This is a genomic window from Paractinoplanes ferrugineus, from assembly GCF_016862195.1.
GTDB lineage: Bacteria > Actinomycetota > Actinomycetes > Mycobacteriales > Micromonosporaceae > Actinoplanes > Actinoplanes ferrugineus.
The window spans coordinates 101,121-125,375 of the sequence record NZ_BOMM01000014.1; the positions used below are offsets into that span (position 1 = coordinate 101,121).

Annotated in this window: 16 protein-coding genes and 1 pseudogene; 9 read left to right on the top strand and 8 right to left on the bottom strand. The window is 71.0% G+C overall.

Features of this window, described 5'->3' with window-relative positions; all coding sequences use genetic code 11:
• Positions 1–6: 6 nt before the first annotated feature.
• Positions 7–669 (bottom strand): TetR/AcrR family transcriptional regulator, encoded by a 663-nt coding sequence (locus tag Afe05nite_RS10045; RefSeq protein ID WP_239117693.1) that lies wholly within the window; start codon positions 667–669, stop codon positions 7–9.
• An 87-nt stretch (positions 670–756) separates the two neighbouring features.
• Between Afe05nite_RS10045 and Afe05nite_RS43670 the strand changes: the two genes are divergently transcribed.
• The gene (locus Afe05nite_RS43670) at positions 757–2,172 is read left to right on the top strand and encodes an MFS transporter (protein ID WP_239117694.1); all 1,416 of its coding nucleotides are present in this window, start codon (positions 757–759) and stop codon (positions 2,170–2,172) included.
• A gap of 23 nt (positions 2,173–2,195) precedes the next feature.
• Here Afe05nite_RS43670 and Afe05nite_RS10050 read toward each other — a convergent pair.
• Both Afe05nite_RS10050 and Afe05nite_RS10055 read right to left on the bottom strand, forming a co-directional pair.
• Positions 2,196–4,721, bottom strand: a pseudogene (locus Afe05nite_RS10050) (sensor histidine kinase); the annotation flags it as partial.
• Between the two features lie 27 nt (positions 4,722–4,748).
• Positions 4,749–6,344: a serine/threonine protein kinase gene (locus Afe05nite_RS10055; protein ID WP_275407460.1), complete on the bottom strand. Its 1,596-nt coding sequence runs from the start codon at positions 6,342–6,344 to the stop codon at positions 4,749–4,751.
• A gap of 278 nt (positions 6,345–6,622) precedes the next feature.
• On the opposite strand from Afe05nite_RS10055, the gene Afe05nite_RS10060 reads away from it, so the two are divergent.
• Positions 6,623–8,440 (top strand): glycoside hydrolase family 5 protein, encoded by a 1,818-nt coding sequence (locus tag Afe05nite_RS10060; RefSeq protein ID WP_239117695.1) that lies wholly within the window; start codon positions 6,623–6,625, stop codon positions 8,438–8,440.
• 106 nt (positions 8,441–8,546) lie between these two features.
• Here Afe05nite_RS10060 and Afe05nite_RS10065 read toward each other — a convergent pair whose 3' ends face one another.
• On the bottom strand, positions 8,547–11,576 hold the full coding sequence (locus Afe05nite_RS10065; RefSeq protein ID WP_203816727.1) for an EAL domain-containing protein: 3,030 nt from the start codon (positions 11,574–11,576) through the stop codon (positions 8,547–8,549).
• Positions 11,577–11,780: 204 nt separating this feature from the next.
• Here Afe05nite_RS10065 and Afe05nite_RS10070 point away from each other — a divergent pair, with 204 nt between their 5' ends.
• Both Afe05nite_RS10070 and Afe05nite_RS10075 read left to right on the top strand, forming a co-directional pair.
• Complete coding sequence (locus Afe05nite_RS10070) at positions 11,781–13,385, top strand: chitinase (RefSeq protein ID WP_203816728.1); 1,605 nt, start codon at positions 11,781–11,783, stop codon at positions 13,383–13,385.
• A 78-nt stretch (positions 13,386–13,463) separates the two neighbouring features.
• Positions 13,464–13,814, top strand: coding sequence for a hypothetical protein (locus Afe05nite_RS10075; RefSeq protein WP_203816729.1), 351 nt, complete (start codon positions 13,464–13,466; stop codon positions 13,812–13,814).
• A 77-nt stretch (positions 13,815–13,891) separates the two neighbouring features.
• Here Afe05nite_RS10075 and Afe05nite_RS10080 read toward each other — a convergent pair whose 3' ends face one another.
• Both Afe05nite_RS10080 and Afe05nite_RS10085 read right to left on the bottom strand, forming a co-directional pair.
• Positions 13,892–15,130 (bottom strand): sensor histidine kinase, encoded by a 1,239-nt coding sequence (locus Afe05nite_RS10080; protein ID WP_203816730.1) that lies wholly within the window; start codon positions 15,128–15,130, stop codon positions 13,892–13,894.
• Complete coding sequence (locus Afe05nite_RS10085; protein ID WP_203816731.1) at positions 15,127–15,813, bottom strand: response regulator transcription factor; 687 nt, start codon at positions 15,811–15,813, stop codon at positions 15,127–15,129. Before Afe05nite_RS10085 ends, Afe05nite_RS10080 begins: the two co-directional genes overlap by 4 nt.
• Positions 15,814–15,915: 102 nt before the next feature.
• On the opposite strand from Afe05nite_RS10085, the gene Afe05nite_RS10090 reads away from it, so the two are divergent.
• The 5 genes from Afe05nite_RS10090 (at position 15,916) to Afe05nite_RS10110 (ending at position 22,032) form a co-directional block, all read left to right on the top strand.
• Positions 15,916–16,371, top strand: coding sequence for a hypothetical protein (locus tag Afe05nite_RS10090; protein ID WP_203816732.1), 456 nt, complete (start codon positions 15,916–15,918; stop codon positions 16,369–16,371).
• 43 nt (positions 16,372–16,414) lie between these two features.
• A complete protein-coding gene (locus tag Afe05nite_RS10095; RefSeq protein WP_203816733.1) occupies positions 16,415–17,593 on the top strand; it encodes a Kelch repeat-containing protein in 1,179 nt (392 codons plus the stop codon).
• Between the two features lie 209 nt (positions 17,594–17,802).
• Complete coding sequence (locus tag Afe05nite_RS10100) at positions 17,803–20,610, top strand: hypothetical protein (RefSeq protein WP_203816734.1); 2,808 nt, start codon at positions 17,803–17,805, stop codon at positions 20,608–20,610.
• Positions 20,600–21,412 (top strand): ATP-binding cassette domain-containing protein, encoded by an 813-nt coding sequence (locus Afe05nite_RS10105; RefSeq protein ID WP_203816735.1) that lies wholly within the window; start codon positions 20,600–20,602, stop codon positions 21,410–21,412. The genes Afe05nite_RS10100 and Afe05nite_RS10105 overlap by 11 nt, the downstream gene beginning before the upstream one ends.
• 2 nt (positions 21,413–21,414) lie before the next feature.
• A complete protein-coding gene (locus tag Afe05nite_RS10110) occupies positions 21,415–22,032 on the top strand; it encodes an ATP-binding cassette domain-containing protein (protein WP_203816736.1) in 618 nt (205 codons plus the stop codon).
• On the opposite strand, the gene Afe05nite_RS10115 is transcribed toward Afe05nite_RS10110, so the two are convergent.
• Both Afe05nite_RS10115 and Afe05nite_RS10120 read right to left on the bottom strand, forming a co-directional pair.
• Complete coding sequence (locus Afe05nite_RS10115) at positions 22,016–22,867, bottom strand: alpha/beta fold hydrolase (protein ID WP_203816737.1); 852 nt, start codon at positions 22,865–22,867, stop codon at positions 22,016–22,018. The genes Afe05nite_RS10110 and Afe05nite_RS10115 overlap by 17 nt on opposite strands.
• 64 nt (positions 22,868–22,931) lie before the next feature.
• The gene (locus Afe05nite_RS10120) at positions 22,932–24,014 is read right to left on the bottom strand and encodes a glycoside hydrolase family 19 protein (RefSeq protein WP_203816738.1); all 1,083 of its coding nucleotides are present in this window, start codon (positions 24,012–24,014) and stop codon (positions 22,932–22,934) included.
• Positions 24,015–24,255 lie beyond the last annotated feature (241 nt).

The following is a 24,255-nucleotide window of genomic DNA, read 5'->3' on the forward strand; positions in this document are numbered from 1 at the left end:
CCGACGTTACGCCGCGCCGGGTGCCATCGCCTCCACCGCGGCCATCACGAGGTCGACGCAGAACGCGTAGTAGCGCTCGCTGTCCAGCGCGGTCGCGTAGGTGGCACCGAAAGCCACCATCATCGGGAACCGGTCGGCGGGCAGGCTTTCCAGCATCAGCCGCTTCCGCCGGCGCCACTCGGGGGCCGCCCCGGGCGGCACGTTCGCCGGGCAGTCGGGCTGACCCTGCACCATCCCGATCGCCGCGTTCAGCAGGTAGGTCGCCACCCACCAGGCCTCCCGCAGGCCGAATCCGGCCGTGGTGAGCAGGGCGAGCGCGTCGTCGCCGGCGCGCCGGAAGCTCTCCCCCTCGTCCTTGGCGACAGCGTGCATCAGCTCGGGCAGCAACGGATGCTCGCGCATCACCGTGACGAGCGCCTCGACCATGGCGCGCAACTGCTTCTGCCATGGGTCGCCGGCGGACCGGTCGGCCCGGACGCTCGACAGCGCGTGGTCGACGATGCCGGCGAGCAGCTCGTCCTTGTTCTTGAAGTGCCAGTACAGCGCCATCGGCGTCACGCCCAGCTCCTGCGCGAGCCGACGGATCGTGATGGCCTCCACGCCCTCTTCATCGCCGAGGCGCAACGCGCGCTCGGCGACTGCCACCCTGCTCAATCGCTCGGCTGCCACTTGACAACCATACGACGTACAGGTTCATATACGAGGTACATGTACGTCGTACATGTACGACGTAAGTTCCTCGAGCAGGAGATCGACATGGACCGAAAATGGTGGGCGCTCGTCGCGGTGGCGCTCGGCACCTTCATGACCTACCTCGACAACAACGTGGTCAACGTGGCCCTCCCGTCGATCCAGCGCGACCTCGGGCTGAGCATCTCCGGTCTGGAGTGGATCACCAGCGCGTACGTCCTCGTCTTCGCCGGCCTGCTGCTCGCCGGCGGCCGGATCGCCGATGTGCTCGGCACCCGCGGGGTGTTCCTCGGCGGCCTGGCCGTTTTCACCCTGGCCTCGATCGGCGCCGGTCTGGCCGACAGCCAGGAGGTGCTGATCGGCATGCGGGCCGTACAGGGTGTCGGTGCCGCCCTGCTCACCCCGGCCGCCCTGGCTCTGATCACCCAGCTCTTCCCGGACCCGCGGGAGCGGGCCACGGCGATCGGCATCTGGGGCGGCGTCGGCGCGCTCGCCCTCGCCATCGGCCCGTTCACCGGAGGCATCCTCAGCCAGCACGCCTCGTGGGGCTGGATCTTCCTGATCAACGCACCGATCGGGGTGGCCACCGCGGCGCTCGCCCTCGCGACGTTTCCGGCGGCGGTTCGCTCCGGCACGAACCGGGGCTTCGACGTCCCCGGCGTCGCCACCTCGTCACTTGCCCTGTTCGCCCTCACCTACGCCCTCATCGAGGGCGAGTCACGCGGCTGGACCTCCGGCACCATCCTGGCCGCCTTCGCGGTGGCGGCCGCGGCGGCGATCGCCTTCGTGGTCGTCGAGACCCGCTCCGCCAACCCGATGATGGACCTGGGCTTCCTGCGCCAGCGGGTGTTCACCGGCGGCCTGCTGGTGATGGGCCTGTGGGCGTTCGGTGTCTTCGGCATCTACTTCTACATGGCCATCTACCTGCAGAACGTGCTCGGCTTCTCGCCCACCGAGGCGGGCTCGGCGTTCATCCCGATGGCCCTGATCATGGCGGTGACCGCGATCGTCGCGCCGCGCGTCGAGGCCCGGTTCGGGGCCGCGCGTACGGTCGCGGTGGGTCTGGCCCTGATGGCGATCGCCATCTTCGGCATCTCCGGCTACGGCGAGGGAACCAGCTATCTCCAGCTGCTCCCCTGGTTCGCGCTCTACGGAATCGGTGGCGGGGCGCTCGTCCCGCTGAACAACGTGATCGTCGGAGCGCTGCCGGCGAGCCGGGCGGGCATCGCCTCCGGCATGCTCAACGTCTCGCGTGAGGTGTTCGGTCTGCTCGGCATCACGATCCTGGGCGCGATCCTGACCAACCGATCGAACGCGGCAAGTGGCGCCGAGCTGCACCGCTACCTCGCCGGCTACCAGTTCTCGCTGGTGGTGGCCGCGATCCTGGTGGCACTCGGCGTCCCGGTGGCGCTCTGGTCGCTGCGCTCGGTGGAGCAGTCGTCCGCCGACGAGCCGGCTCCGGCCGAGCCGGCGCTCGTCTGAGGATCCCCGCCGGTCGGCAGCGAGATCGTGAAGGTGGTGCCGCCGGCCGGCCCGGCCGGGCGCGCGACCAGCGTGCCGTTGTGCGCCTCCACAATGGCCTTGGTCACGGCGAGTCCGAGACCGGTTCCCTTGATCCCCTTCTGGGCGGCGTTGCTGGCCCGGAAGAAGCGGCTGAACAGGTGCGGATATTGCTCCGGCGGGATGCCGATGCCGGTGTCGCTGATCTCGATGACCACCCGGTCGCCGGCCTCCTCCGCCAGCACGGTGATGGTGCCGGACTCGGGGGTGTACTTGATCGCGTTGGACATCAGGTTGTCGAGCGCCTGCCGGAGCCGCTGAGCGTCGCCGAGCACCGGGAGATGGGTGTCGAGCCGCTCGGTGATCGTCAGCCGCTTGGCGTAGGCGCCGGGGCGGTGGTTGTCCACCACGTCGTGCACGAGGCTGCCCAGCGGCATCGGCAACGGCTGGATGCTGAGGTGCCCCGCGTCGAGCCGGGCCAGGTCGAGCAGGTCGTCGACGAGTCGCTGGAGGTGGCCGATGGTGCGCTCGACGGTGGACGCGTGCCGCCGGCCGAGGTCGTCGAGGCGCGGGTTCTCCAGCAACATCTCGGTGTAACCGCGGATGACCCCGAGCGGATTGCGCAGCTCATGGATGACGACGGCGGACAGCTCCTCCTTCATCCGGTCCAGCTCGCGCAACTGCTCGACCTGCTCGCGGCGCACCTCGGCGAGGTCGAGGGTCAGGTCCTCGGCGCGGCGGCGCTCGACGAACCGGCCCAGGTGGGCGGCGACGGTGTCGAGCATCGCCGAGATGTCCGGGTCGTGGGGGAGGTCCTCGGCGGAATAGAAGGCGAGCACCGCGATCACCCGGCGGCCGGCCCGCACCGGCAGGCCGATCGCGGTGCGCAGGCCGCAGTCGACGGCGGCCTGCCCCCGGCCGTCGGTGGCCGGCGGTTCGCCGGTCCAGATCTCGCCGCCGAGTTTCCAGACCAGGCCGGCGACGCCCTCCCCGAACGCGAAGGCGAGCGGCTCGTCACCGGTGAACCGGGACAGGTCCAGGCCGCCGGTGACGTGCGAGCTGAGCCGCTCGATCCGCGTCCGGTCCTCGCTGACCTGCCAGTACTCGCCGCAGGCCAGCCCGAGCCGGTCGGTGATGACCCGCAGCGCGCTGATCGCGGCCTGGTCGGCGTTGGTGGCCTCGGACAACACCTGAGCGACCGCGTGCCGGGCCCGGCGCAACTCCTCGTGGCGATGGGCCTCGGTGATGTCGTGCATGGTCACGACCGCACCCAGCCGACGGCCGTCCGGGCTGTCGATCGCGCGGGCATTGCTGACGAACCGGCGCTGCTCCCCCACCGCGGGCCGGACCACCAGTTGCTGGCCGCGGACGACCTGCCCGGCGTGGGCGCGAGCGAGCGGGATCTCGTCGGCCCGCAGCGGCGTGACGCCGTCCGGCGCGTACAGGTCGTACTGCTGCGCCCAGGTCTCCCCGGACTCGCCCTGCGTCGCGTCCTGGCCGTGCGCCTCGCGCAGCGCGCGGTTGAAGAAGGTCAGGTTGCCGTCGCTGTCGCAGGCGGCGACGCCGGTGTCGAGGCTGTCCAGCAGCGAATGCAGGAAGGTGTGGTCGTCGTCGAGCTCACGACGCTGCCGCTCCAGTTCGATGAGCGCGTCGATCCGGTCACTTATGTCGTGCAGGAACGCATGGAAATACGGGACATCACGCTCGAAGCACACCTGAAGGCTCATCTCCACCGGGAACTCCCGACCGGCGCGATCCACCGCGGACAGCTGCAGGCGGCTACCGGAGAGCCGTGATCTCAGAGTGGTGCGGACCCGGGCCATCCCGGCCAGGTGCGCCTCCCGCAGGTGCTCCGGAATGATCAGCTCGCCTATCGTCCGGCCGATCGCCTCGGCGGCGCTCCAGCCGAACAACCGCTCGGCGGCACCGTTCCAGGCCACCACCGCGCTGTCGGCATCGATCGAGACGTAGGCGTCGTGCGCGGTGTCCAGCACGGCCTGCATCCGGGCCGCGGCCAGCACATGCTCGCCGTACGAGAGGCGCAGCGCGATCTCCGACTCGGCCGCACCGGCCAGGTCGGCGATCGTACCGAGTTCCTCGGCCGTCCACTCGCGGACCTTCGAATCCACCACGCAGAACGAGCCCAGCACGCGGCCGTCCGGCGTCCGCAGCGGGAAGCCGGCATAGGCGGCGGCGCCCAGCACGGTCACCGCCGGGTTCTCCCGCAACCGCTCGTCGCGGCTGGTGTCCGGCACGATCAGCGGGGCGTCGTCCTCGACCACGTACCGGCAGATCGAATAGGTCAGTGGCGATTCCCGTTTCTCGTCGAGCGCCGCGGGCAAGCCGCAGGCGCTGGCGAACTGCTGCCGGTCCGCGTCGATCAGCGTGACCATCGCCACCGGCGTACCGAGCAACCGCGCCGCCAGCCCGGTCAACCGGTCGAAGGACGGCAGCGGAACGGCAGCGTCGAGCAGGTTGGTGGCCCGCAGGGCGCTCAGCCTCTCGGTGTCCAGGATTCGGGCATGCCGCACGATCGGACTGTTCGGCCGGGAAGCGCCTTAACTGAGGGACCGCGCCTCCTGATGGCGCCACTTCTGGTTGCCGGTGCCGTTGCACGCCCAGATCTGCGCGGCCACCCCGTCCGCCCCGTTGCCGTCCGGCACGTCCGCGCACTTCACCACCTCGAGGTTGACCAGGTCGGCCGAACTGTTCAGGTCCCACCGGGTCGCGGCCGAGCCGTCGCACGCCCCGGCGCCGAGGTGGGCGCCGTTGTCGTGGCCCAGGATCCGCACGCACTGCCCGAGCACGCGCATGCTGCCGTCGCCCGGGAAGTCGAACTTCTGCGCGTCACTGTCGTTGCAGCTCCACAGCTCGATGGCGGCGCCGCCGCCGAGTTGCAGGCAAGACCCGGTCTGCATGTTCTGCACCGGCCGGCCGACGGCCGGCGCCACGGTGGCCACGGCGCTGGTCCGCGGCGGGCCGGGCGCGGGCTTGGCGGTGCTCGGTCTGGGTTTCGCGGTGGCGCTTGTCGGGTTTTTCCGGGGTACGGGCGACGACGCCCCCGCCGAGATGGGCAGCCCCGTGGAACCGGTCGAGGGCAGTTCGGCCGGCGCCGAGAGCGGTCGTGCCGGAGCCAGTTCGCCGGCGTCGGAGTGCAGGACGGGCTGGCCGGCGATCACGCCGACCAGGAGCAGCACCGCAGCGATACCGGCCCACCAGACAAGACCCTTGCGACGGGCGGCAGGCCCGCTCTCGTCGGCCGGCTCGGCCGGCCCCGGAGGCACCGCGGTTCGCGGCGGCGCACTCACCTCGCCCAGCGCCCCGTCGGCGGCGGCGTGCAGCAGGTGCTCCGCCTCGTCGGTGCCGATCCGCTCGGCCGGATCCTTGCGCAGCAGCCCCGTCAGCACCGGCAGCAGCACGCCCGCCTGCTCGGCCGGGCGGGGCGGCTGGGTGGCCAACGCCGCGAGTGTCGCCATCGGCGTCGACCTGGCATAGGGCGGGCGCCCCTCGACGGCGGCATAGAGCGTCGCGCCCAGTGACCACAGGTCGGCGGCCGGGGTGATCTCGTCGTCGAGCGCCCGCTCCGGCGCAAGGTAGGACGGCGAGCCGAGCACCACGCCGGTGGTCGTCATGCCCGAGTCACCGCTCGCCGCGGCCAGCCCGAAGTCGGTCAGCTTCACCCCGCCGTCATCGCCGAGCAGCACGTTCGCCGGTTTCACGTCGCGGTGCAGCACGCCGGCCCGGTGCGCGGCCCGCAGGGCGGCCAGCAGGTCGAGCCCGATCGCGGCGGCCCGCTGCGGTGCCATCGGCCCGTCGTCGCGGAGCTCCTCGAACAGCGAGCGCCCGAGCACCAGCTCCATCACGAGCCAGGGCGAACCGTCGTCGAGGAACACGTCGAAGATGCGTACGACATTGGGGTGCTCGATGCGGGCGATGGCCCGCGCCTCCCGGATGGCCCGTTCCCGCAGCTCGCGGATCTCGGCGCCGGTCAGACCGCGGGGCAGCACCATCTCCTTGAGCGCGACGTCCCGGCTCAGCAGTTCGTCGCGCGCCTGCCAGACCCGGCCCATGCCGCCCTCGCCCAGCGGCGCTACCAGGCGGTAACGTTCGGCGATCACCTCGGACACGACGGCACCGTACCGGCCGTACGCCATGACCTGGATCTGCCGCAATCCCACTCGCCGATTTGTCGATCGCCGGCCTTGACGGCATCCACCGAGGTCAACGCCTATGCGAGGGAGGAAGTGCCGCGGTTCGCCTCCTGCATCGTGGGAATTGTGAGAACGTTCTCAACCCTCGATGTCGGACCAAACGGACCGGTCACGTGCCCGGCAATCACCTGCGTAGATGAAATAAACCTTAAGGCTTGATCCGCTCGTGGGAGCGCTCCCGTATTGCCGGCCGTAGGCATTCGTCGGGAGGCACGATTCCAATGTACAGATCCAGGTCCGGTCTTGGCCGGTCGAAGATGCGCCGGTGGCAGATCGGCGCCGTCGCCGGAGTCGCCGTGGTCATCGTCGGCGTCGGATTGGGTGTCGCCTCCGCGAACGAGGCGGTGCCCACGGTCAACTGCCCGCAGGTCGCGCTCAAGGTCGCGGTGCCGGCCCAGCAGAAGGCCGACGTCCAGCGCAACCTCGAACTGCTCAACACGCAGATCAACGAGGCGAACCAGCGGCTGCGCACCACCGTCGGTCAAGGTGGACCCAACTTCATCCAGAACGCGATCCTCGGACCGCTGAAGGACAAGCGGTTCGCCACCATCAACCGGATCGAGACGGCCATCGGCCGCAATGCGGCCAAGCCCGACCTGAACGCCGAAGGCCTCTCGGCGTGCAAGCTCAACCAGGGCGGCGGCAAGTCGCCGGCGCAGAACACCGCGGTCCCGTCGGCGGCCGCGACCGCCGGTTCCGCCGCGACCGGCACGCCCACGGTGAGCTGCCCCGACGTCAAGGTCGGAGCCGTCCCGGCCCAGCAGCGGGCCGATGTGGACCGCAACCTGGCGCTGCTGAAGACGCAGATCGCCGAGGCCGACGAGCGCCTGCGCACCACCGTCGGTCAAGGTGGACCCAACTTCATCCAGAACGCGATCCTCGGACCGCTGAAGGACAAGCGGTTCGCCACCATCAACCGGATCGAGACGGCCATCGGCCGCAACGCGGCCAAGCCCGACCTGAACGCCGAAGGTCTCTCGGCGTGCAAGCTCAACCAGGGCGGCGGCGCCGCGCCCACCGCGGCACCCACGGCGGCACCCACGGCGGCTCCGACGACCCAGGCCCCCGCGCCGGCGACGCCGGCCGCTGAAGGCACCCCGGCCGGCTCGCCGGTCCAGGTCAACGGTCAGCTCAGCGTCTGCGGCAACAACCTCTGCAACGCCGCCGGCAAGGCGATCCAGCTGCGCGGCATGAGCAGCCACGGCCTGCAGTTCTTCCCGAACTGCGTCAACGCCGGCTCGCTCGACGCGCTGCGCAACGACTGGAAGGCCGACTTCATCCGGCTGTCCATGTACGTGCAGGAGGGCGGCCTCGAGACCGACCCGACAGGCTTCACCAACAAGGTCAACGGCCTCGTGGACCAGGCGACGAAGCTGGGCCTCTACGCGATCGTCGACTTCCACATCCTCACCCCGGGTGACCCCAACGCGAACACGGCGCTGGCCAAGACGTTCTTCGCCAACGTCACCGCCAAGCACGCCCGCAACAACAACGTGCTCTACGAGATCGCCAACGAGCCCAACGGCGTGAGCTGGGACGGCATCAAGAACTACGCCGACCAGGTCATCCCGGTGATCCGCAAGAACTCGCCGAACAGCGTCGTGCTCGTCGGCACCCGCGGCTTCTCCTCGCTCGGCCTCACCGACGGCGCCGACGAGAAGGAGATCCTGGCCGACCCGGTCGACTTCAAGAACGTCATGTACACGTTCCATTTCTACGCCGCTTCGCACGGCGCCGACCGGCGCGCGGTGGTGGCCCGGGCCGCGAAGGAGCTGCCGCTGTTCGTCAGCGAGTTCGGCACCCAGACGTTCACCGGCGACGGCAACAACGATTTCAAGAGCACCGATCAGTGGCTCGACCTGTTGAAGGCCAACAAGATCTCGTACGGCATGTGGAGCCTCTCCGACGGCCGCGAGACCAACTCGGCCTTCAGGCAGGGCACTTGCGCCGGCACCAAGTTCGCCGGCACCGCCGTCCTGACCGAGGCCGGGCGCTACATCCGCAGCCGCATCCTGACCGGCGTCGGAAACCCGAACTGACCCGACCCCTCGAAGCTCGCGGCCGCATCCTTCCCCTGGGATGCGGCCGCGTCTCTACTGCAGGGGAAAGGGCCCAGCAGAAAGCCTTTGCCCCGTGTCGACCTCGTCACCAGCCGCCGACGCCGGCCAGGACTCGTTCCACCGGGACCGGTTTGCCCAGGTAGAAGCCCTGTCCGAAGGGCACGCCGCAGGCCACCAGCGCGTCTCGCTGGGCCGCCGTCTCGATGCCCTCGGCGATCACGGCACAGCCGTGCTGGTCGGCGAACTCGACAAGCGCCCGGATCGCGGCCTGCCGGGCCGTCTGGTTCTCGACGCCCACCAGGGACCCCACGCCCAGCTTGAGGAACGTCGGCCGGACCGACTCGATCAGGGCCAGCGTCTCGTAACCGGCACCCAGGTCGTCGACCGCCAGCCGGATGCCGTTGCCCAACTGGGCCAGGCCGGCCGGGCTCGCGTCGCCGATCTCCAGCACCACCGGGCGGCGGGACTCGGCCAGCAGCGGAGCCAGCTCCTGCGGATAGCGCAGCAGGTCGGCGGTGACGTTGATGGACAGCCAGGTGCCGTTCGGCAGCGCCGCCGAGGAGGCGATGGCCGCCCGGACCAGGGCCGCGTCGAGCGGGATGTGCACGCCGCGCTCGGCCGCGGCGGTCAGGCCCTCCTGCGGGCTGCTGCCGTCGGCGAAGCGGCTCAACGCCTCGTAACCGACCACATGGCCGTTGATCATGTTGTAGATCGGCTGGAAGACCGTGAAGAAGCTGAACTCCTCGAACGAGTGGGCGCGGCTGGCCGACGACTTGGCCCGGTCGGCCGACCAGTCCCCCGACTCGGCGCGCTGCAGGCGCACGGTGACCTGACCGGCGGACGGCCCGTTGTCGTTGCGGTAGTGCAGCACCGTCGCCCAGTCGCCGATCGCGCCGGCGGTGGCGGCCTGGGCCCCGGTGGCAGCCTTCGGCCGCGCCTTCTTCCTGGACTTCTTCGGGGTGACCGGGCGCACCAGCCAGTCGCGCAGGTGGGTCAGCAGGTCGACGACCGTGTTGCCGAGACCCACGAAGGCGATCAACGCGTACAGCGAGAGCAGCAGGTTGAGGCCGGCGAACACCAGGTTGTTCCACTGGTGCAGCTGGATGTCGTGCCAGGTGGTGTAGACGCAGAGCACGATCAGCGCGATCGGCAGGATCAGATAGCTGGTCGCCGTGGTGGTGCGGTTGCGGACCTTGGGGGTGCGCTTGAACGCACTCTTCTCACCGGTCAGCAACTGCAGCAGCGAGGCGATGCTGCCGGACAGGTTGACCGGCAGCAGGATCAGGTTGAAGCCGTAGATCCGCAGCATGTCGGACCGCTTGTAGCCGAGGTGCTTCAGGTCGGCGGCCATCATCAGGAAGTACGGCACCGAGACGAGCAGCAGGATCGGGTTGAGCAGTTCGTTGTTGAACGGGTACGCCAGCATCACCACCAGGCACACGGAGCTCCAGAAGATGGACGCCATGTAGTTGACCCGCAGGAAGTACTCGCCGAAGCGGTTCTTGTCGGCGCGCTTCGACTTGGCCCGGAACTGGTCCTTCAGCCGCGACAGGATGAGCAGGCCGCCGTTGGCCCAGCGCTGCCGCTGGATGGTGAGCGAACCGAAGTCGGGCGGGGTGGCGCTGTAGGCGAGCCGCTCCGGGTAGTTGTGCAGCGACCAGCCGTGCACCCCGAGGTCGATGGTCGACTCGGTGTCCTCGATGACCGTACGGTCCTGGATGTAGCGCTTGATCTCCCAATCGCCCTCATATGAGGTCTCGCAGATCTGATCAAGAGCTTTCTTGCGGAGTACGGCGTTGGCCCCGACCCAGAACGTCGCCCCGTAATGCGTCATGCCCTGGTGGACGATGTACTGGATATCGGTGGTGGCGCCCGAGATGCGCTCGATCCGGGTCGCCGACCCGGGGTAGGCGCTGTACGGCGTCTGCGCCACGGCGTGCTGCGCGTACGCGCCCTGTTCGAGCAGGTGGACCAGGCGCAGCGCGTACTCGGGAAGAAGAACGCTGTCCGCGTCGAGGGTGAGAACGTAATCCGGGTTGGGGACGACCAGATCGGCCCGGTTCGGTCCGGCCGTCACCAGCGCGATGCCCAGCGGCGTGCTCGTCTCCTGGTAGGCGCCGCCCATCAGCCCGATGTAGCTGTTGAGGTTCATCGCCTTGTTCGGCTCGTGCGACAGCGACACGTACTTCTTGCGTTCGAAGCTGCTGATCCGCACGTCGAAGATGGCGCACAGCCGCCGGAACAGCTGGTTCATCCGGGCGACCGGCAGCGCGACCTGCTCGTCGGCGCCCTTGTTGAGCGCGCCGGAGATCTGGCCGAGCTCGGCCGCCAGCGGGTGCAGGATGTTCTCGACGAAGAACGTGTCGGTGTGGTCGACGATCTCCTGCCGGGCGCCGAGATCGTAGAGCCAGTCGGCGGCGAACCGGTATTCATCGGCGAGCCGGCGCATGTCCTCGATCACGACCAGGTAGCCGCCGCGGAAGCGCACCTGCTCGTCGAAGTTCGCGAACGCGGTCGACACCCGCCGGAACGGGACTCTGAGCTCCGCCTCGATCATGCCGGGCAGGGCGCGGGCCGCCAGCAGCATGTCGCGGGCCGCGCGGGTCTTGGGCTGCCGCGGGTCGTCGATCAGCAGCGTCACCTGCAGGCCGGGATATTCCTGCAGCGCCGCCGACAGCAGCGTGGTGCGGTTGGTCCGCTCGTCTTCCTGATATGAGGGCACCAGAACTGTCACGGATGGCGTTTTCCCGCCGATGAACTCGTCGAGCATGATCCGCGGCGCTCGCTGGTGGCCGCGGGCCCGATAGAAGTAGCCGATCCGCGTGATCAGGTAGGCGATCGCGGACGCGGCCAGGCCGGTGACGACGAGCATGTAGACGATCGCCTCGATCGCGAGCCGCACGCTGGCGGCGTGACCCGCGATGAACTGCTGGATGATCGTGTATGTGAGGTAACAGGCCCAGACCGTGATCGTCACCACGATCGCTAAACGGCCACGGGTGATCCTGCCTTCGGAGACCGGGGGCGGGACGATCGGATGAGGCTCCGTCCGCCGGTCGGCCCCCCATTGGCGCTGGGCGTCCGGCTTGCGCTGGTCCGCCAGTGTGCGTGGCATGCGATTTGGGCCCTTCGATGCTGGTTTGTTGCTGCCCCGGACGGCGATGTCCGGCGGAATTGTCACGGCAAGAGCCAGATTTGGCGCTCCGGAATCCGGGTCGAAGCCGCGGGCCCGCGGCCCGGAGTTCCTGACCCTTTGCCCGATCGTGGAAGCCGCTGAGGTACGCCAGCGTGTGGCGACTCAGTAAACGAAAGGGCCTTCATGACGGACCGAGCCACATCCGTAGCCGTGCGGCCGGAGTACGACCCGCTCGCCGACCCGGACTGGCAGGAACCGGAGCAGCCGCGGCGCCGGTTGTCGTGGACGAGACTCGGTCTGTTGATCCTGGTGCTGGGCGCGATCGGGGCCGGTGGCACCTTCGAGGTGATCCACCTGCGGAACACGGCCGGCCCGACCGCGAAGTCCTGGGCGGTGCCGTACGTCGACGTCACCCTGACCCCGACGTTCCAGTTCCAGGACCCGACCGCGAACCCGGCCAACGACGTCGCCCTCGGATTCGTCGTCGCCGACCCGGACAAGCCCTGCACCCCGAGCTGGGGCGGGTCCTACTCGCTCGACGAGGCGGCCTCCTCGCTCGAACTGGACCGCCGCATCGACCAGCTGCGTCAGGCCGGCGGGGACATCACGCTCAGCCTCGGCGGGCTCAACAACAAAGAGCTCGCGGTCGCGTGCACCGACCAGGCCCGGCTCACCGACTCCTACCGCCAGCTGGTCAAACGGTACGACGTGAAGACCCTCGACCTCGACATCGAGGGAACCGCCCTGGCCGACCAGGCCTCCCTGGGACGCCGGGTGGAAGCCGTCGCCACGGTGCAGAAGGAACGCGCGAAGTCCGGCAAACCGCTCACCGTCTGGCTGACCCTGCCGGTCGCGCCGAGCGGCCTCACCGACGACGGCGTCGCGGCCGTCCGCGGCATGCTGGAAGGCGACGTCGACCTGCGCGGCGTCAACGTGATGACGATGGACTTCAACAGCGGCGACGCCCACCCGAAGATGCTGTCGCTGAGCACCAGCGCACTGAACGGCACCCACAAGCAGATCTCCGACCTCTACCTGCGCCTCGGCCAGAAACTCACCTCGCCGCAGGTCTGGTCCCGGATCGGGGCCACCCCGATGATCGGCCAGAACGACGTCGACGCCGAGCGCTTCACCCTCGAGGACGCCCAGGGCCTGGCGAAGTTCGCCGTCGACAACGGCCTCGGCCGGGTCTCGATGTGGTCGCTCAACCGGGACGCGTCCTGCCGGGGCACCTTCCAGAACGTCGTCGTGCACGCCAACACGTGCAGCGGCGTCGAGCAGGACGCGCTGGCGTTCTCCAAGGTCTTCGCCGGCCTGCCCGGCAAGGCCGCCGGCAGCGGCACCCACGACGCGGTCGACATCCCCAACCAGGCCACCACCGTGGACGACCCGAAGGTCAGCCCGTACCCGATCTGGCGGATGACCGCGATGTACATCGGCGGCTACAAGGTCGTCTGGCACGGCGTCGTCTACGAGGCGAAATGGGCCAACTCGGGCGTCGACCCGTCCGCCGCCCCGGCCACCGGCACCCAGAGCGCCTGGTCGGTGATCGGGCCGGTGAGCCCGGTGGAGAAGGCCCCCAAGCCGACGCCGGCGGTCACCACCGTGACGAAGCTGTGGAAGCCCGACAACCTCTACAGCCGCGGCGACCGCGTCCTCTTCAACGGCCTGCCCTACGAGGCGAGGTGGACGACCAAGGACGACTCGCCGTCGACCGAGTTCCCCATCGACGCCGACGACCCGTGGAAGCCCCTGTTCAACGTTCCCGGCGAGCCGTCGACCAACTAGCGCCGCCAGGCTTCGGCCTTATCCCGGGCTTAACGGTCGCACAGCGTGCGGATAGCCACTTTCCCGAGATCGTTTGGCGTGTCCGAACGACTGGGAGGTCTGGCAATGCACAAGAAGCGGGTAGTTGCGATGGTGGCCGGTGGAACGCTCGCCGCGCTCGGGATGGCCGGAACGGCACTCGCCGCCGGCAGTGACGACTCGGCGCCCCGAAAAGCGAGGCCGTCGGCCGGCCGTGAGCTCTCGGTCAGTCCGGCCGCGACCAGGGAGATCGCAGTCCGGGTCGCCGGTAGCGGGCTCGTCCAGCCGGACGACCACGGCCGCCACGCCAAACCCGGAGACGACCACGGCCGCCACGCGGAACCCGGAGACGACCACGGCCGCCGCGCGGAACCCGGAGACGACCGGGGTGGGCGGGGCTCGGACGACTGAGCGGCGGGGTCGGATGCGCCGGGTCCGAGCCCGGCGCATCGTCGTCGACAGGGGCGGCTCACCTCGTACTCAGGAAATCAGGAGCCGGCGATCTCGAGCCGGACCGACGCCCCGCCGGAGGCGGATTTTCCGATCTTGAAGCCGGTCGCCACCTGCCCGGCGATGTCCAGGCCGAGGCCGGTGGATCCGCCGCCGGAGGCGCCCCGCTCGGCCGCTTCACCGGCGAAACCGGGGCCGTCGTCGGAGACTTCGAGCACCGCGCCGCCGGGCCGGGCGCGCAGCGAGACCGCCAGGCCGGTTCCGTCCGGGGTGTGGGCGAAGACGTTGCCGAGCAGGGCGTCCAGTGCGGCGGCGAGGTCGTCGGCGGCGACCGCCACCGGCAGCGGAACCGACGGCAGATCCTGGCCGAGGACGCGGCCGGTGTCCTCGGCCAGCACCGCCCAGAAGGCAACACGTTCGGTGACCACAGCGGTCGCGTCGCAACTCGCGGCGACCGGGGTGACATCACGGCGCCGGGCCTGCTGGATCACCGCGGTCACCGCCCGTGCCACCCCGTCGGCGGCGGCCTCGACCCGGGCGGCCTCCTCGGGATCACGCAGCGACTCGGCCTCCAGCCGCAACGCCGTGAGCGGAGTGCGCACCCGATGGGAGAGATCGGCCAATCGTTCACGCTCGGCGGCGAGCAGGTCCTGGATGCGACCGGCCAGATGGTTGAGCGCCCCGGCGACCGCACGCAGCTCAGGCGGCCCGGCCGGGTCGGCGCGGGCGGTCAGCTCGGCGTTGGCGAGCCGGTGCGAGACCGACGACAGCTCGGTGATCGGGGTGACGATGGTGCGCGCGAGACGGTCGGCGACCAGCAGTCCGAGCAGCACCAGCGCGAGCCCCAGGCCGGCCAGCATCAGCCAGGTACGACCGACCCCGCGGTGCAGTTCGGCGTTCGTGACCAGGGTACGCACGACCGCCACGCCGCCGTTGCCGACGACCGGCACCACGAGTTCCTGGCCGGCGGCGGTGACCACGGTCAGGGCCTGGTTGCGGGCGGCCGCCAGCCGCACCGCGGGAGTGGCTTCGGACGGCGCCCCGAGCACGGTTCCGTCAGGCAGAAAGACAGTCACCGGTACGGGCTGGACCGGCACCGCCAAGCGCAGCGCCTCGCGGTCGCTGACCAGCGGAACGATCGTCCGCACCACGTCGTCGGCGCGGCTGAGCGCCCGGTCGGCGGCCACCTGGCGCACCAGCAGTGCCATCGGCACCAGGAAAGCGAGCAGCACCAGCACCGTGGTCGCCGCGACCAGCAGGGTCAACCGGGCCCTCACGCCGACGGCTCGCTCAGTTTGATCCCGACGCCGCGCACGGTGTGCAGATAGCGGGGCGCCTGCGCGGTCTCCCCCAGCTTGCGGCGCAGCCAGGACAGGTGCACGTCGACCGTCTTGTCGGTGCTGCCGTAGGGCACCTGCCACACCTCGGTCAGCAGCTCCCGTTTGGTGACGACCTGCCCGGCCCGCAGGGCGAGGTGGTGCAGCAGATCGAACTCACGCGGGGTCAACTCCACCGGGTCGCCGTCAAGACTCACCGACCGGGCGCCCGGATCGATCCGCAATCCACCGACAGTGACAAGCGACGACGTCTCGGCGGCGGTGGGGCCCCGGCGCAACACAGCCCGGATCCGGGCGTCCAGCTGCGCCGCGGTGAACGGCTTGACCACATAGTCGTCGGCCCCCGCGTCCAGCAGCCGGACCATCTCGACCTCCTCGTCTCGGGCGGTCGCGATGATCACCGGGACCCGGGACACGGCGCGCAGCATGCGCAGCAGTTCGCGGCCGTCCAGGTCGGGCAGGCCCAGGTCGAGGACGATCAGGTCGGGCTTCTCGGCGAGCGCCGTCCGCAGGCCCGCCATCGCGGCCGGCGACGCGGCCACGGCGTGACCCCGCTCCCGCAGCGCGCGCAGCAGAGTGGCCCGGATCGCCGGGTCGTCCTCGATCAACAGGAGTCTCGCCACGGCTGCACGCTAACCGGTGCGAGCCGCCGACCGGCGCCTTCTTAACCTTCCGTTATCCATGCCGCGGGCCCACCTTAGGGTCGGACGGCGCAGAGTAGGCATATGCGTTTGCTGGATCGTCTGGGCCGTCGGCCCATGGTCATCGTCGCCGGATGGATCGTGGCGGCGGTGCTCGCCGTGCTTGTCGGGGTGGTCGGCATCGGCGTGGTGGGCGCGGGCCTGACGTCGCGGCCGGGCGTGTCGATAAGCGAGCGGGACGTGGAGATCGCGCTGGGCTCGGCGTCCGCCTCCCCACCGCTGACGCCGTCGCGGGCACCGAGCACGGGAGTCGGTGCGCCGGCGTCGAGTGCGCAGTCCTTCGCCACCGCCGGCGGCACCGTGGTGGCCGACTGCGAGCGCATCGAGGCGATGTCGCCCGCGCAGGGCTACGCGATCCACGAGCAGGACGATCACCAGGGCGAGTTCCGCGGGATCCGCGACGACCACGACCGGGTCAAGGTGGAGTTGACCTGCTCCGGCGGGGTGCCTCAAGTGCGGGTACGCACGGAGGACGACTGACCCGGCATCATGGTCCCGTCCAGGATCAGTCACGGGGGGCCTGATGAACTTCACGCCGGGCCGGCTGGCCGCGGTCGGCGCCGGCCTGCTCGCTCTCGTCGGCGCCACGGCGGTCGCGGTGAACGTGCTCGTGCCGGCCCCCGACAAGCCCACCTGGCGCAGCTCGATCGGCAAGCTCCCGGCCGCGCCGTTGGCCGCGCGCCGGGATGTCGCAGCCGTCTGGACCGGCACCGAGATGATCGTCTGGGGCGGCAGCAACCAGTCGGCCGGGCTGTTCCGGGCGGACGGCGCCGCCTACGATCCCGGCCTGGGCAGCTGGCGGATGCTTCCGGCGGCTCCGCTCGGCGCCCGCGCCGAGGCCCAGGCGGCCTGGACGGGCACCGAGATGATCGTCTGGGGCGGCTCGGACGCCCGGCACAGTCCACGGGGTGTCACCGACGGCGCCGCCTACAGCCCCGGCAGCAACCGCTGGCGGCGCATCGCCGCGGCCCCGGGCACCGGCCGCACCGGCGGGCAGACGCTGATGGTCGACGGCCGGATGGTGGTGTTCGGCGGATCCGGCGTGGACGGCACCGACGCCGCCCGGACCGTCCTGGTCTACGACCCACGGGCGGACCGGTGGACGACGTTCCGGGAGCCGGGGCGGGTGGTCGCCGCGGCGGCGGCCGGCTCGACGCTGGTGCTGGCGTACACCGACGACGACGGCGTCGTCTCGGTCGAACAGGTGAGCGTGACCGGCTCCGGTCTGGTGCGGGGACCGTCGCCCATCGCCGACGATCCCGTCGACCGGGTCGGGCTGACCGTGGACGCGGGCGTCGCGTACCTCGTGCTCACGGACCGGGATCAGCGCACCCGGATCTTCGGCGGCGCGCTCACCGACGGACTCGTGGCCCCCGGCAACTGGACCGAGAAGGAGACGTCGGCCGAAGTCAGCGCCCCCAACCAGCTCGGAACCGGCTACCCCGGGCTGGCCACCCCGCTCCGGCCCGGCGTGCTTCTGCTGGCCGGGATGCCCGAGGTCAGCGCGGTCGACCCGCGGACCGGCCGGGTGCTGCTCCGCGAGACGACGCTGGCGCGGGCCGGCTTCTGCGGAGTCAGCGGCGCTCTGGTCTGGACCGGCGCCCAGATCCTCGGCTGGGGCGGCCAGACCTGCCGGGCCACCGGTCCAGCGCTGACCGCCGACGGCATCGCCCTGACCGCCCACCCGGACGACCGGGTGTGAACGGCCGCGAGTCCGTCAGCGCATCTTGGTCAGGACGCCGGCAAGCGCGTACGCCACGTGCTGGGCACCGTGATATTCGGCGATCTCGGCCGGGGCGCCGATCCGGCCGCGCGCGGTCAACTGGTTCATCACGTCCACTCGTTCGCGACCGACCGGGGCCCGGCGACCGGGCAGCCACGGAGGGCCGCCGTGCGATAGCTTCAGGGATCATGCTCGTTGACCGTCTCACCTCGGCCGCGGTTCTCGGCGGACTACGACAGCGGGCCTGGTCGCTCCTGATCGTCGCCGCCTTCGGCGTGCTGGCCGCGGCCGGTGCGGCGGGCCAGATGTTCGCCGAGGCATCGGACAACGCCGCGTTCCGGGTGCGGCTCGACGAGGTCGCCACGACCTCGCGGCAGAACGACGCGGCGGTCGTGCGCATATCGGCCGACGTCGGCCCGAAGAGCTTGGACCAGCAGTCGGTGATCGCCGACATCCGGCGGGTGCCCGGCATGACCGAGCCCGACCTGACCGGCTCGTCGGTCGGCGCCGAGCTGGCCGCCCCCACGTTCTGGGGCTTCACGGTCGACGACCGTGAGCGGGGGCGTCTCTTCGCCGTCGGCTCACCGGTCGCCGAGCTGGTCCCGGTCGGCGCGAGCGGCCCGGCCGGCATCTGGCTGCCCCAACCGATGGCCGCCGAGCTCGGCGTGCGGGCCGGCGATCAGGTCGTGCTCGCCCTCAAGTTCGGCAACCGGGGCATTCCCCGCCGGGTCACCACGCCGGTCGGCGGCATCTACGCCGTCGACGCGGCCGGGCGGCTGCCGGCCGAGGTGAACGGGGGTCACAAGTGGGCGCTGCGCCGGGGCGACACCCCGGAGGACACCGAATACCAGACGCTTCCCGCGTACCTCCTCATCGGCGACGTGCCGACAGTGGAACGCCTGGCCGAGGCCACCGGTGACCAGATCTTCTGGTCGGTCGAGGCGGCGCTGGCCCCGGGCGTGACGCTCACCGAGGCGAAACGCACGGCCGACGGCTTGGAGGGGGTACGCCGGAAATACGCGACGAACCTGCCGGCCGACGGCAACGACCTGCTCTCGCTGCGGTTCGCCAGCGGCATCGGCCGGATCGTCGACAGCGCCCGGGCCCAGACCGAGACGGTGCGCCGGCGCACCCGGCCGGTCGAGTGGGCGGCCACCGGCGTCGGGCTGGCCTCGGTGCTGGCGGTGGCGCTGCTGACCGCCCGGCGCCGGGACCGGGAGATCCGCCACGAGGTCGCCACCGGGATCGGCGCGCTCCGGGTGGGCGGTCTCTGGTTGCTCGAACACCTGCTTCCGGCCGCGCTGGGGGCGGCATTGGGCTGGCTGGCCGCCTGGCAGCTGGTGGTGTGGCTCGGCCCGCCGGGCCGGCTGGCCGACTCGCCGGCTCCGGCCGGCGTGACGGCGGCCTCGGTCGCCCTTGCCGGTCTGGCCACGGTCGGTCTGGTGGGCGCGCTCGCGGCGATGCGACGGGTACGGCCATCGCCGCCGGCCACCGCCCGACGACCGCTGCCGTGGGCCGCGATGGTGGTGGTCGCCGCCCTGGTCGCCGCCGCCGGCCTGGTGAGCGCGGACGACAAGGCCGGCGGCGTCGACCTGTTGGTGCCGTTGCTGGTGCTGGCCGCGCTCGGCGTGATCGCGAGCTGGTTGCCAGGTTGGCTCGCGGGTGGTTCGCGCTCGCCGCGCGGCTGGTGGCCGAGATGGTCGACGGCCGGTTCCGGGCTGCCTTCATCGCCGGCGCGGGCGGTGGTGTGGCTCGCCCGCCGCCGGCTCGGCTCCGGCGGTGCCGAGCGTCGGCTCGCCGGCACGGTGGTGACAGCGGGTCTCGGCATGTTGCTGTTCGGCCTGTCCGCGGTGGAGTCCACGGCCGTCTCGTCGGACGACCGGATCGCGGTCGCGGCCGGCGCCGAGAGCGTCGCGGTGCTTGACGGCGGCTCGTCCACACTTGACCCGAGCGCCGCAGTCGCCCCCGCCGTCGACCCGGCGACCGGCGCCCTGGCGGACGCCCCGGTGGCCGGCGCCCGCATCCCTCCGCTGCCCGCCGGCAACACCGTGGTCTGGCGCTCCGACGTGCTCACCCCGCTCGACGACTTCCGCAAGGACCTGCTGGTCATCGACCCGGCCCGGTTCCTGAACGTGGCGATGTGGGGGCACGGCCCGGAGCTGGCGGCGGCTCGCGCCGCGGTGGCCGGGCTGGCCGCCGACCCGGGCACCGCCGACGAGACGAACGGCAGCGGCTCGGCCCGGGTCATCGTGGTCGGCGATCCGTCGTCGGTCCACGTCGACACGATCCGCGCGACGGTCGGCTCCGCGGTCGAGGACCTGACGGTGGCCGCCCGTGTCGCCGCGTTCCCCGGCATGCAGGGTCGCCCGATGTACGTCGTCGCCGCCACCCCGATGTTCGCCAAGCTCGGCCCCGACGATCCACGGCTGAGGGCCCGCACCGAATTACCCGCCGGCGCCCAGCTCTTCCGCACCTTCCTGTGGAGTTCCACCAGCGTCGGACCGGTGCTGACGGCGGCCGGCGTGCAGCCCGAGACGGTGAGCAGCGCGACCCTGCTGCGACAGAACGCCACCTACATCGCGACCGAGCGCGCCCGCGGCTATCAGCTCGCCATCGCCGGCTACCTGGCTCTGCTGGCGGTGCTGACCCTGTGCGTCTATGCCCAGCGAACCGCGGTGCTGCGCCGCCCGACCGACCTGATGCTGGCCCGGGTCGGTCTCGGCCGGGCCCGGGTGCGCCGGGCGCGGGCCCTGGAGTTCGTGCTGCTGGCGGTGGTCGCGTACGGCGCCGCCGTGGCCGGGGTGGCCGCGCTCGCGCCGCTCGGCGGCCGGCTGCTCGACGAGCAGCCCGGCCTGCTCCCGCACTATGCGTTCCAGCTCTCCCCGCTCGGCCTCGCGATCACCGCCGCGGCCGCCCTCGTGGCGGCGGCGCTGGCGGTCGCGCTGACCACGGTGCGCTCGGCGAGCGCGGAGGAGGATGCCTACCGTGACGACTGAGCCGCTGTTGCAGGGCCGGGAACTGCTCCAGCTCTACGCCGCGCCGACCGGCCCGACCCAGGCGCTGCGCGGCGTCGACGTGACCGTGGTCGGCGGCCGGATCAGCGCGATCACCGGCCCGTCCGGCAGCGGCAAATCCACCCTGCTCGCGCTGCTGGCCCTGCGCGAACGACCGGCCGGCGGCGAGCTGCGTCATCGAGGCACGCTGGTGTCCGGCCTGTCCCGGCGCCGGTTGCAGCAACTGCGCCGCCGCGAGATCGGCTGGGTGGCGCAGCGACCGACGCACAGCCTGTTCCCGCAGCTGGACGCGCGTGGACAGATCGAGCAGATGGCCCGCCTGCGCGGCGTCACCTGCGATCCGCTCGACGTGCTGGCCGAGGTCGAACTGACCGGCCGCGCCGCCGCGCTGCCGGCCGTGCTGTCCGGCGGTGAGCAGCAGCGACTCGCGGTGGCGGCGGCCTCGGTCGGCACGCCCGCCCTGCTGGTGGCCGACGAGCCGACCGCCGAACTCGACGACGACTCGGCCGCGCTCGTGCTGCGACTGCTGCGGGCCCGGGCCGACGCGGGCAGCGCCGTCGTGCTCGCCACCCACGACGCGCGGGCGATGGCGGCCGCCGACACCGTGCTGCGGCTGCGGCACGGCGTGCTCACCGGTTCCGCCTCCGACGGCCGTGCGCACACCAGCATGATCGACGGCCAGGGCCGCATCCAGCTGCCCGAGGACGCGCTGCCCCTGTTCCCCGACGGCCAGGTGGTCGTCACCGTCGTAGACGGCCACGTCGAGCTGCACCGTCCGGAGTGATCATGACCCTGCTGGAGGTCCGAGGTGTCAGCCATCGACGCGACAAGACGTACGTCCTGCGGGACGTCGACCTGTCACTCGAGCCGTCGGCCCTGACCGTCCTGGCCGGACGGTCGGGTTCCGGCAAGTCGACCCTGTGCCACCTGATCGCCGGCGTCATGAAGCCGACCAGTGGCGACCTGCTGATCGGCGGCCGGCCCCCGACCACCGACTGGGCCACCGTCTCCCTGCTTCCCCAGCGGCTGGCCCTGGAGCCGTCCCTGACAGTCGAGGAGAACGTCCTGCTCCCGGCCGCGCTGCGCGCCACCGGCCGGCCGGAGGTCCTGCTTCAGCGGCTCGGCCTCGCCGGCATCGCGAAGCGGCCGGTACAGGACACCTCGCTCGGCGAGCAGCAGCGGACGGCGCTGGGGCGGGCCCTCGTGCTCGGGCCGCAGGTGGCCGTTCTCGACGAGCCGACCGCCCACCAGGACGACGAGCACGTGCACCTGGTGCTCGACGCCCTGCGAGCGGTCGTCGAATCGGGCACGCTCGCCATCGTGGCGACCCACGACCAGCGGGTCATCGAGGCGGCCGACAACGTCGTACGGCTGCGGTCTGGTCGCATCACTCCGGAGCCTTGAGAACCTCGCGCAGCTTGGCCGCGAATTCCGCGGGCTTGCCCGCGTAGCCGGAATCCCCGCCCACGAAACCGCCGTGGTGGCTGGGGAAGACCGTGGGTTCCTGGCCGAGGAGTTCGGCCAGGCCTTGCGCTGTACGTGCGGTGTAGGTGCCCGCCGACTCCTCGCCGACCGCGACCACGATCCGGGTCGAGGCCGCCGTCAACGCCGCCACGTCGGGCTCGAAGTCGATGATCGCCCACGCGCGCTTGGACAGCAGCGGATCGTCGCGGTTGCCGTCGTCGCCGGCCGGCATGCCGAACATCGCCGGATCGGGCGCCGGCCGCGCGAAGAACTCGTCGGTGAACTCGCCCTGCCACGAGGTCATCACGATGAACGCGGCCATTCCCGCGCCGGCGCCCTTCGCCTCGTAGGCGTCGTTGAAGAAGGCGCGCGCCCGGGCGGCGGCCGCGGCGTCGGGCAACACCGCATTGATCGGCGGCTCGTGTGCGACCAGGGTGTGCACGTCGGCCGGGTGTTTCGCGACGAGTTCCAGGGCGGTCACCGCCCCGCCGCTGCTGGCGAAGACGTCGACCGGGCCGAGCCGTTCGATGAGCGCGTGCAGATCCTCGGCCTGGTCGTAGGGATTCAGATCGGCCCGGCCGTCCTTGCGGACGCTGCGGCCGAGGCCGCGCGGGTCATAGGTGACAACAGTACGGTCGGTGAAGTGCTCGGCGAGCGCGGTGAAGCCGTCCGCCGTCATCGGCTGCCCGATCATGAGCAACGGTCGTTCGCCGGCTCCCTCGCGAACGTCGTAGACCAGGTCGACGGCGGGAAGTGCGAGCGTGTGCGTCTGCATGCCGCCGACGTTAGGCCATGGGGGGCGGGTGGTGCCGCCCCGTAGGCGACACCACCCGCGCAGCTCAGCAGCTCAGGTTGCCGCCGGTGGAGACGCCGAGGACGCCGGCGATCTGGGTGTACAGGTTGATCCGGCTCTGCACCTGGCCGGGGTTACCGCCGTTGCACTCGATGCTGTTGATCGCCCGGATGGTCGTGCCGAAGCCCTGACCGTTGACCATGGCGTTGTGCGCGGTGGTGCCGGCCGCGCCGGTCCCGGTCATCCAGTACCAGAGGCCGGTCTGCCACGAGATGCTGGAGTTCGTCCCGACCAGGCCCGGGTTGTTGAGCAGGTCGACACCGAGCGCGTTGCCCGCGGCGTAATAGTTGAAGTTCCAGCTCAGCTGGATCGGCCCGCGCCCGTGATAGGCGGACTGGCCGGCCGGGCAGCCGTACGGCTGGGAGGTGTCGCAGTAGTGCGGCCAGTTGGCCTGGTTGGTCTCATCGATGTAGACGAGCCCGCCGGTCTCGTGGCTGACGTTGGCCAGGAAAGCCGCGGCCTCCTGCTTCTTGACCGTGTCACTGCCGGTGGTGGCGAAGGCCGGGTACTTCTTCATGGCGTCGGTCAGACCGGCGTACGAGTAGAAGCCGTTCCGGTTCGGGAACATCTGATTGAACTGGGCCTCGCTCACCACGAACCCGCCCGTGTTGCCGCCGCCCCCCGTGTTGCCGCCGCCGCTGCCGCCGCAGGTGTAGGGCGACCAGAACCAGGTGCTGATGATCGGGTCGTAGCCCGGGTTCTCATGGGTGGCCTGGTAGTACTGCCCGTTCGTGTAGCGCACGATGGCGCCGGCCGCGTAGTACTGACCCGCGACCCAGGCCGGGTAGCTGCAGCTCGTGCCGCCTCCGCCGGTGCTGCCGCCGTCGCAGGACCCGTTGTCTTGCCAGACCCCGGAGCCCCCGGTGCTGGGCGCTTCGCCCTGGGTCCACCACTTGGCGGTCCAGTTGTGGCTGTTGTAGGAGGCGGTCATCCCTCCGGTGTAGACCTGGCTGCCGCTGTAGCCCGTGACACAGGCCGCCGCAGCCTGCGACATGGTCACCGGCAACACCACGCCGAGCACACCCAGTGCGGCGGTGGCAAATAGCGCGAGCAGGGGTTTCTTCTTCATAGCGGACCTCAGTCAGCCTCGGGGGACGTGGGGACCGCGCGCGTCACATAGACCAAACCAAATACGAGAACCCCTCGTCAATATCTGTAAGGAAACTTAAGTAGTTCGGGCAATCCCGTGCCCCGGCGGCAAACATGACAATTGTCAGCGGTTCCCCTGACTCCGCTCACTGGGTTGAGCCCTCGCCGGCAACGAGGCTTATCGATGACAGCAACGAGCCAGTGAGCACCCAAAGCAGGAG

Coding starts and splice junctions, on each gene's coding strand:
- Afe05nite_RS10055 (WP_275407460.1), bottom strand. CDS start 6,344: ATGGCGTACGGCCGGTACGGTGCCGTCGTGTCCGAGGTGATCGCCGAA.
- Afe05nite_RS43670 (WP_239117694.1), top strand. CDS start 757: ATGGACCGAAAATGGTGGGCGCTCGTCGCGGTGGCGCTCGGCACCTTC.
- Afe05nite_RS10090 (WP_203816732.1), top strand. CDS start 15,916: ATGCGTTTGCTGGATCGTCTGGGCCGTCGGCCCATGGTCATCGTCGCC.
- Afe05nite_RS10065 (WP_203816727.1), bottom strand. CDS start 11,576: ATGCCACGCACACTGGCGGACCAGCGCAAGCCGGACGCCCAGCGCCAA.
- Afe05nite_RS10100 (WP_203816734.1), top strand. CDS start 17,803: ATGCTCGTTGACCGTCTCACCTCGGCCGCGGTTCTCGGCGGACTACGA.
- Afe05nite_RS10120 (WP_203816738.1), bottom strand. CDS start 24,014: ATGAAGAAGAAACCCCTGCTCGCGCTATTTGCCACCGCCGCACTGGGT.
- Afe05nite_RS10060 (WP_239117695.1), top strand. CDS start 6,623: ATGTACAGATCCAGGTCCGGTCTTGGCCGGTCGAAGATGCGCCGGTGG.
- Afe05nite_RS10115 (WP_203816737.1), bottom strand. CDS start 22,867: ATGCAGACGCACACGCTCGCACTTCCCGCCGTCGACCTGGTCTACGAC.
- Afe05nite_RS10095 (WP_203816733.1), top strand. CDS start 16,415: ATGAACTTCACGCCGGGCCGGCTGGCCGCGGTCGGCGCCGGCCTGCTC.
- Afe05nite_RS10110 (WP_203816736.1), top strand. CDS start 21,415: ATGACCCTGCTGGAGGTCCGAGGTGTCAGCCATCGACGCGACAAGACG.
- Afe05nite_RS10070 (WP_203816728.1), top strand. CDS start 11,781: ATGACGGACCGAGCCACATCCGTAGCCGTGCGGCCGGAGTACGACCCG.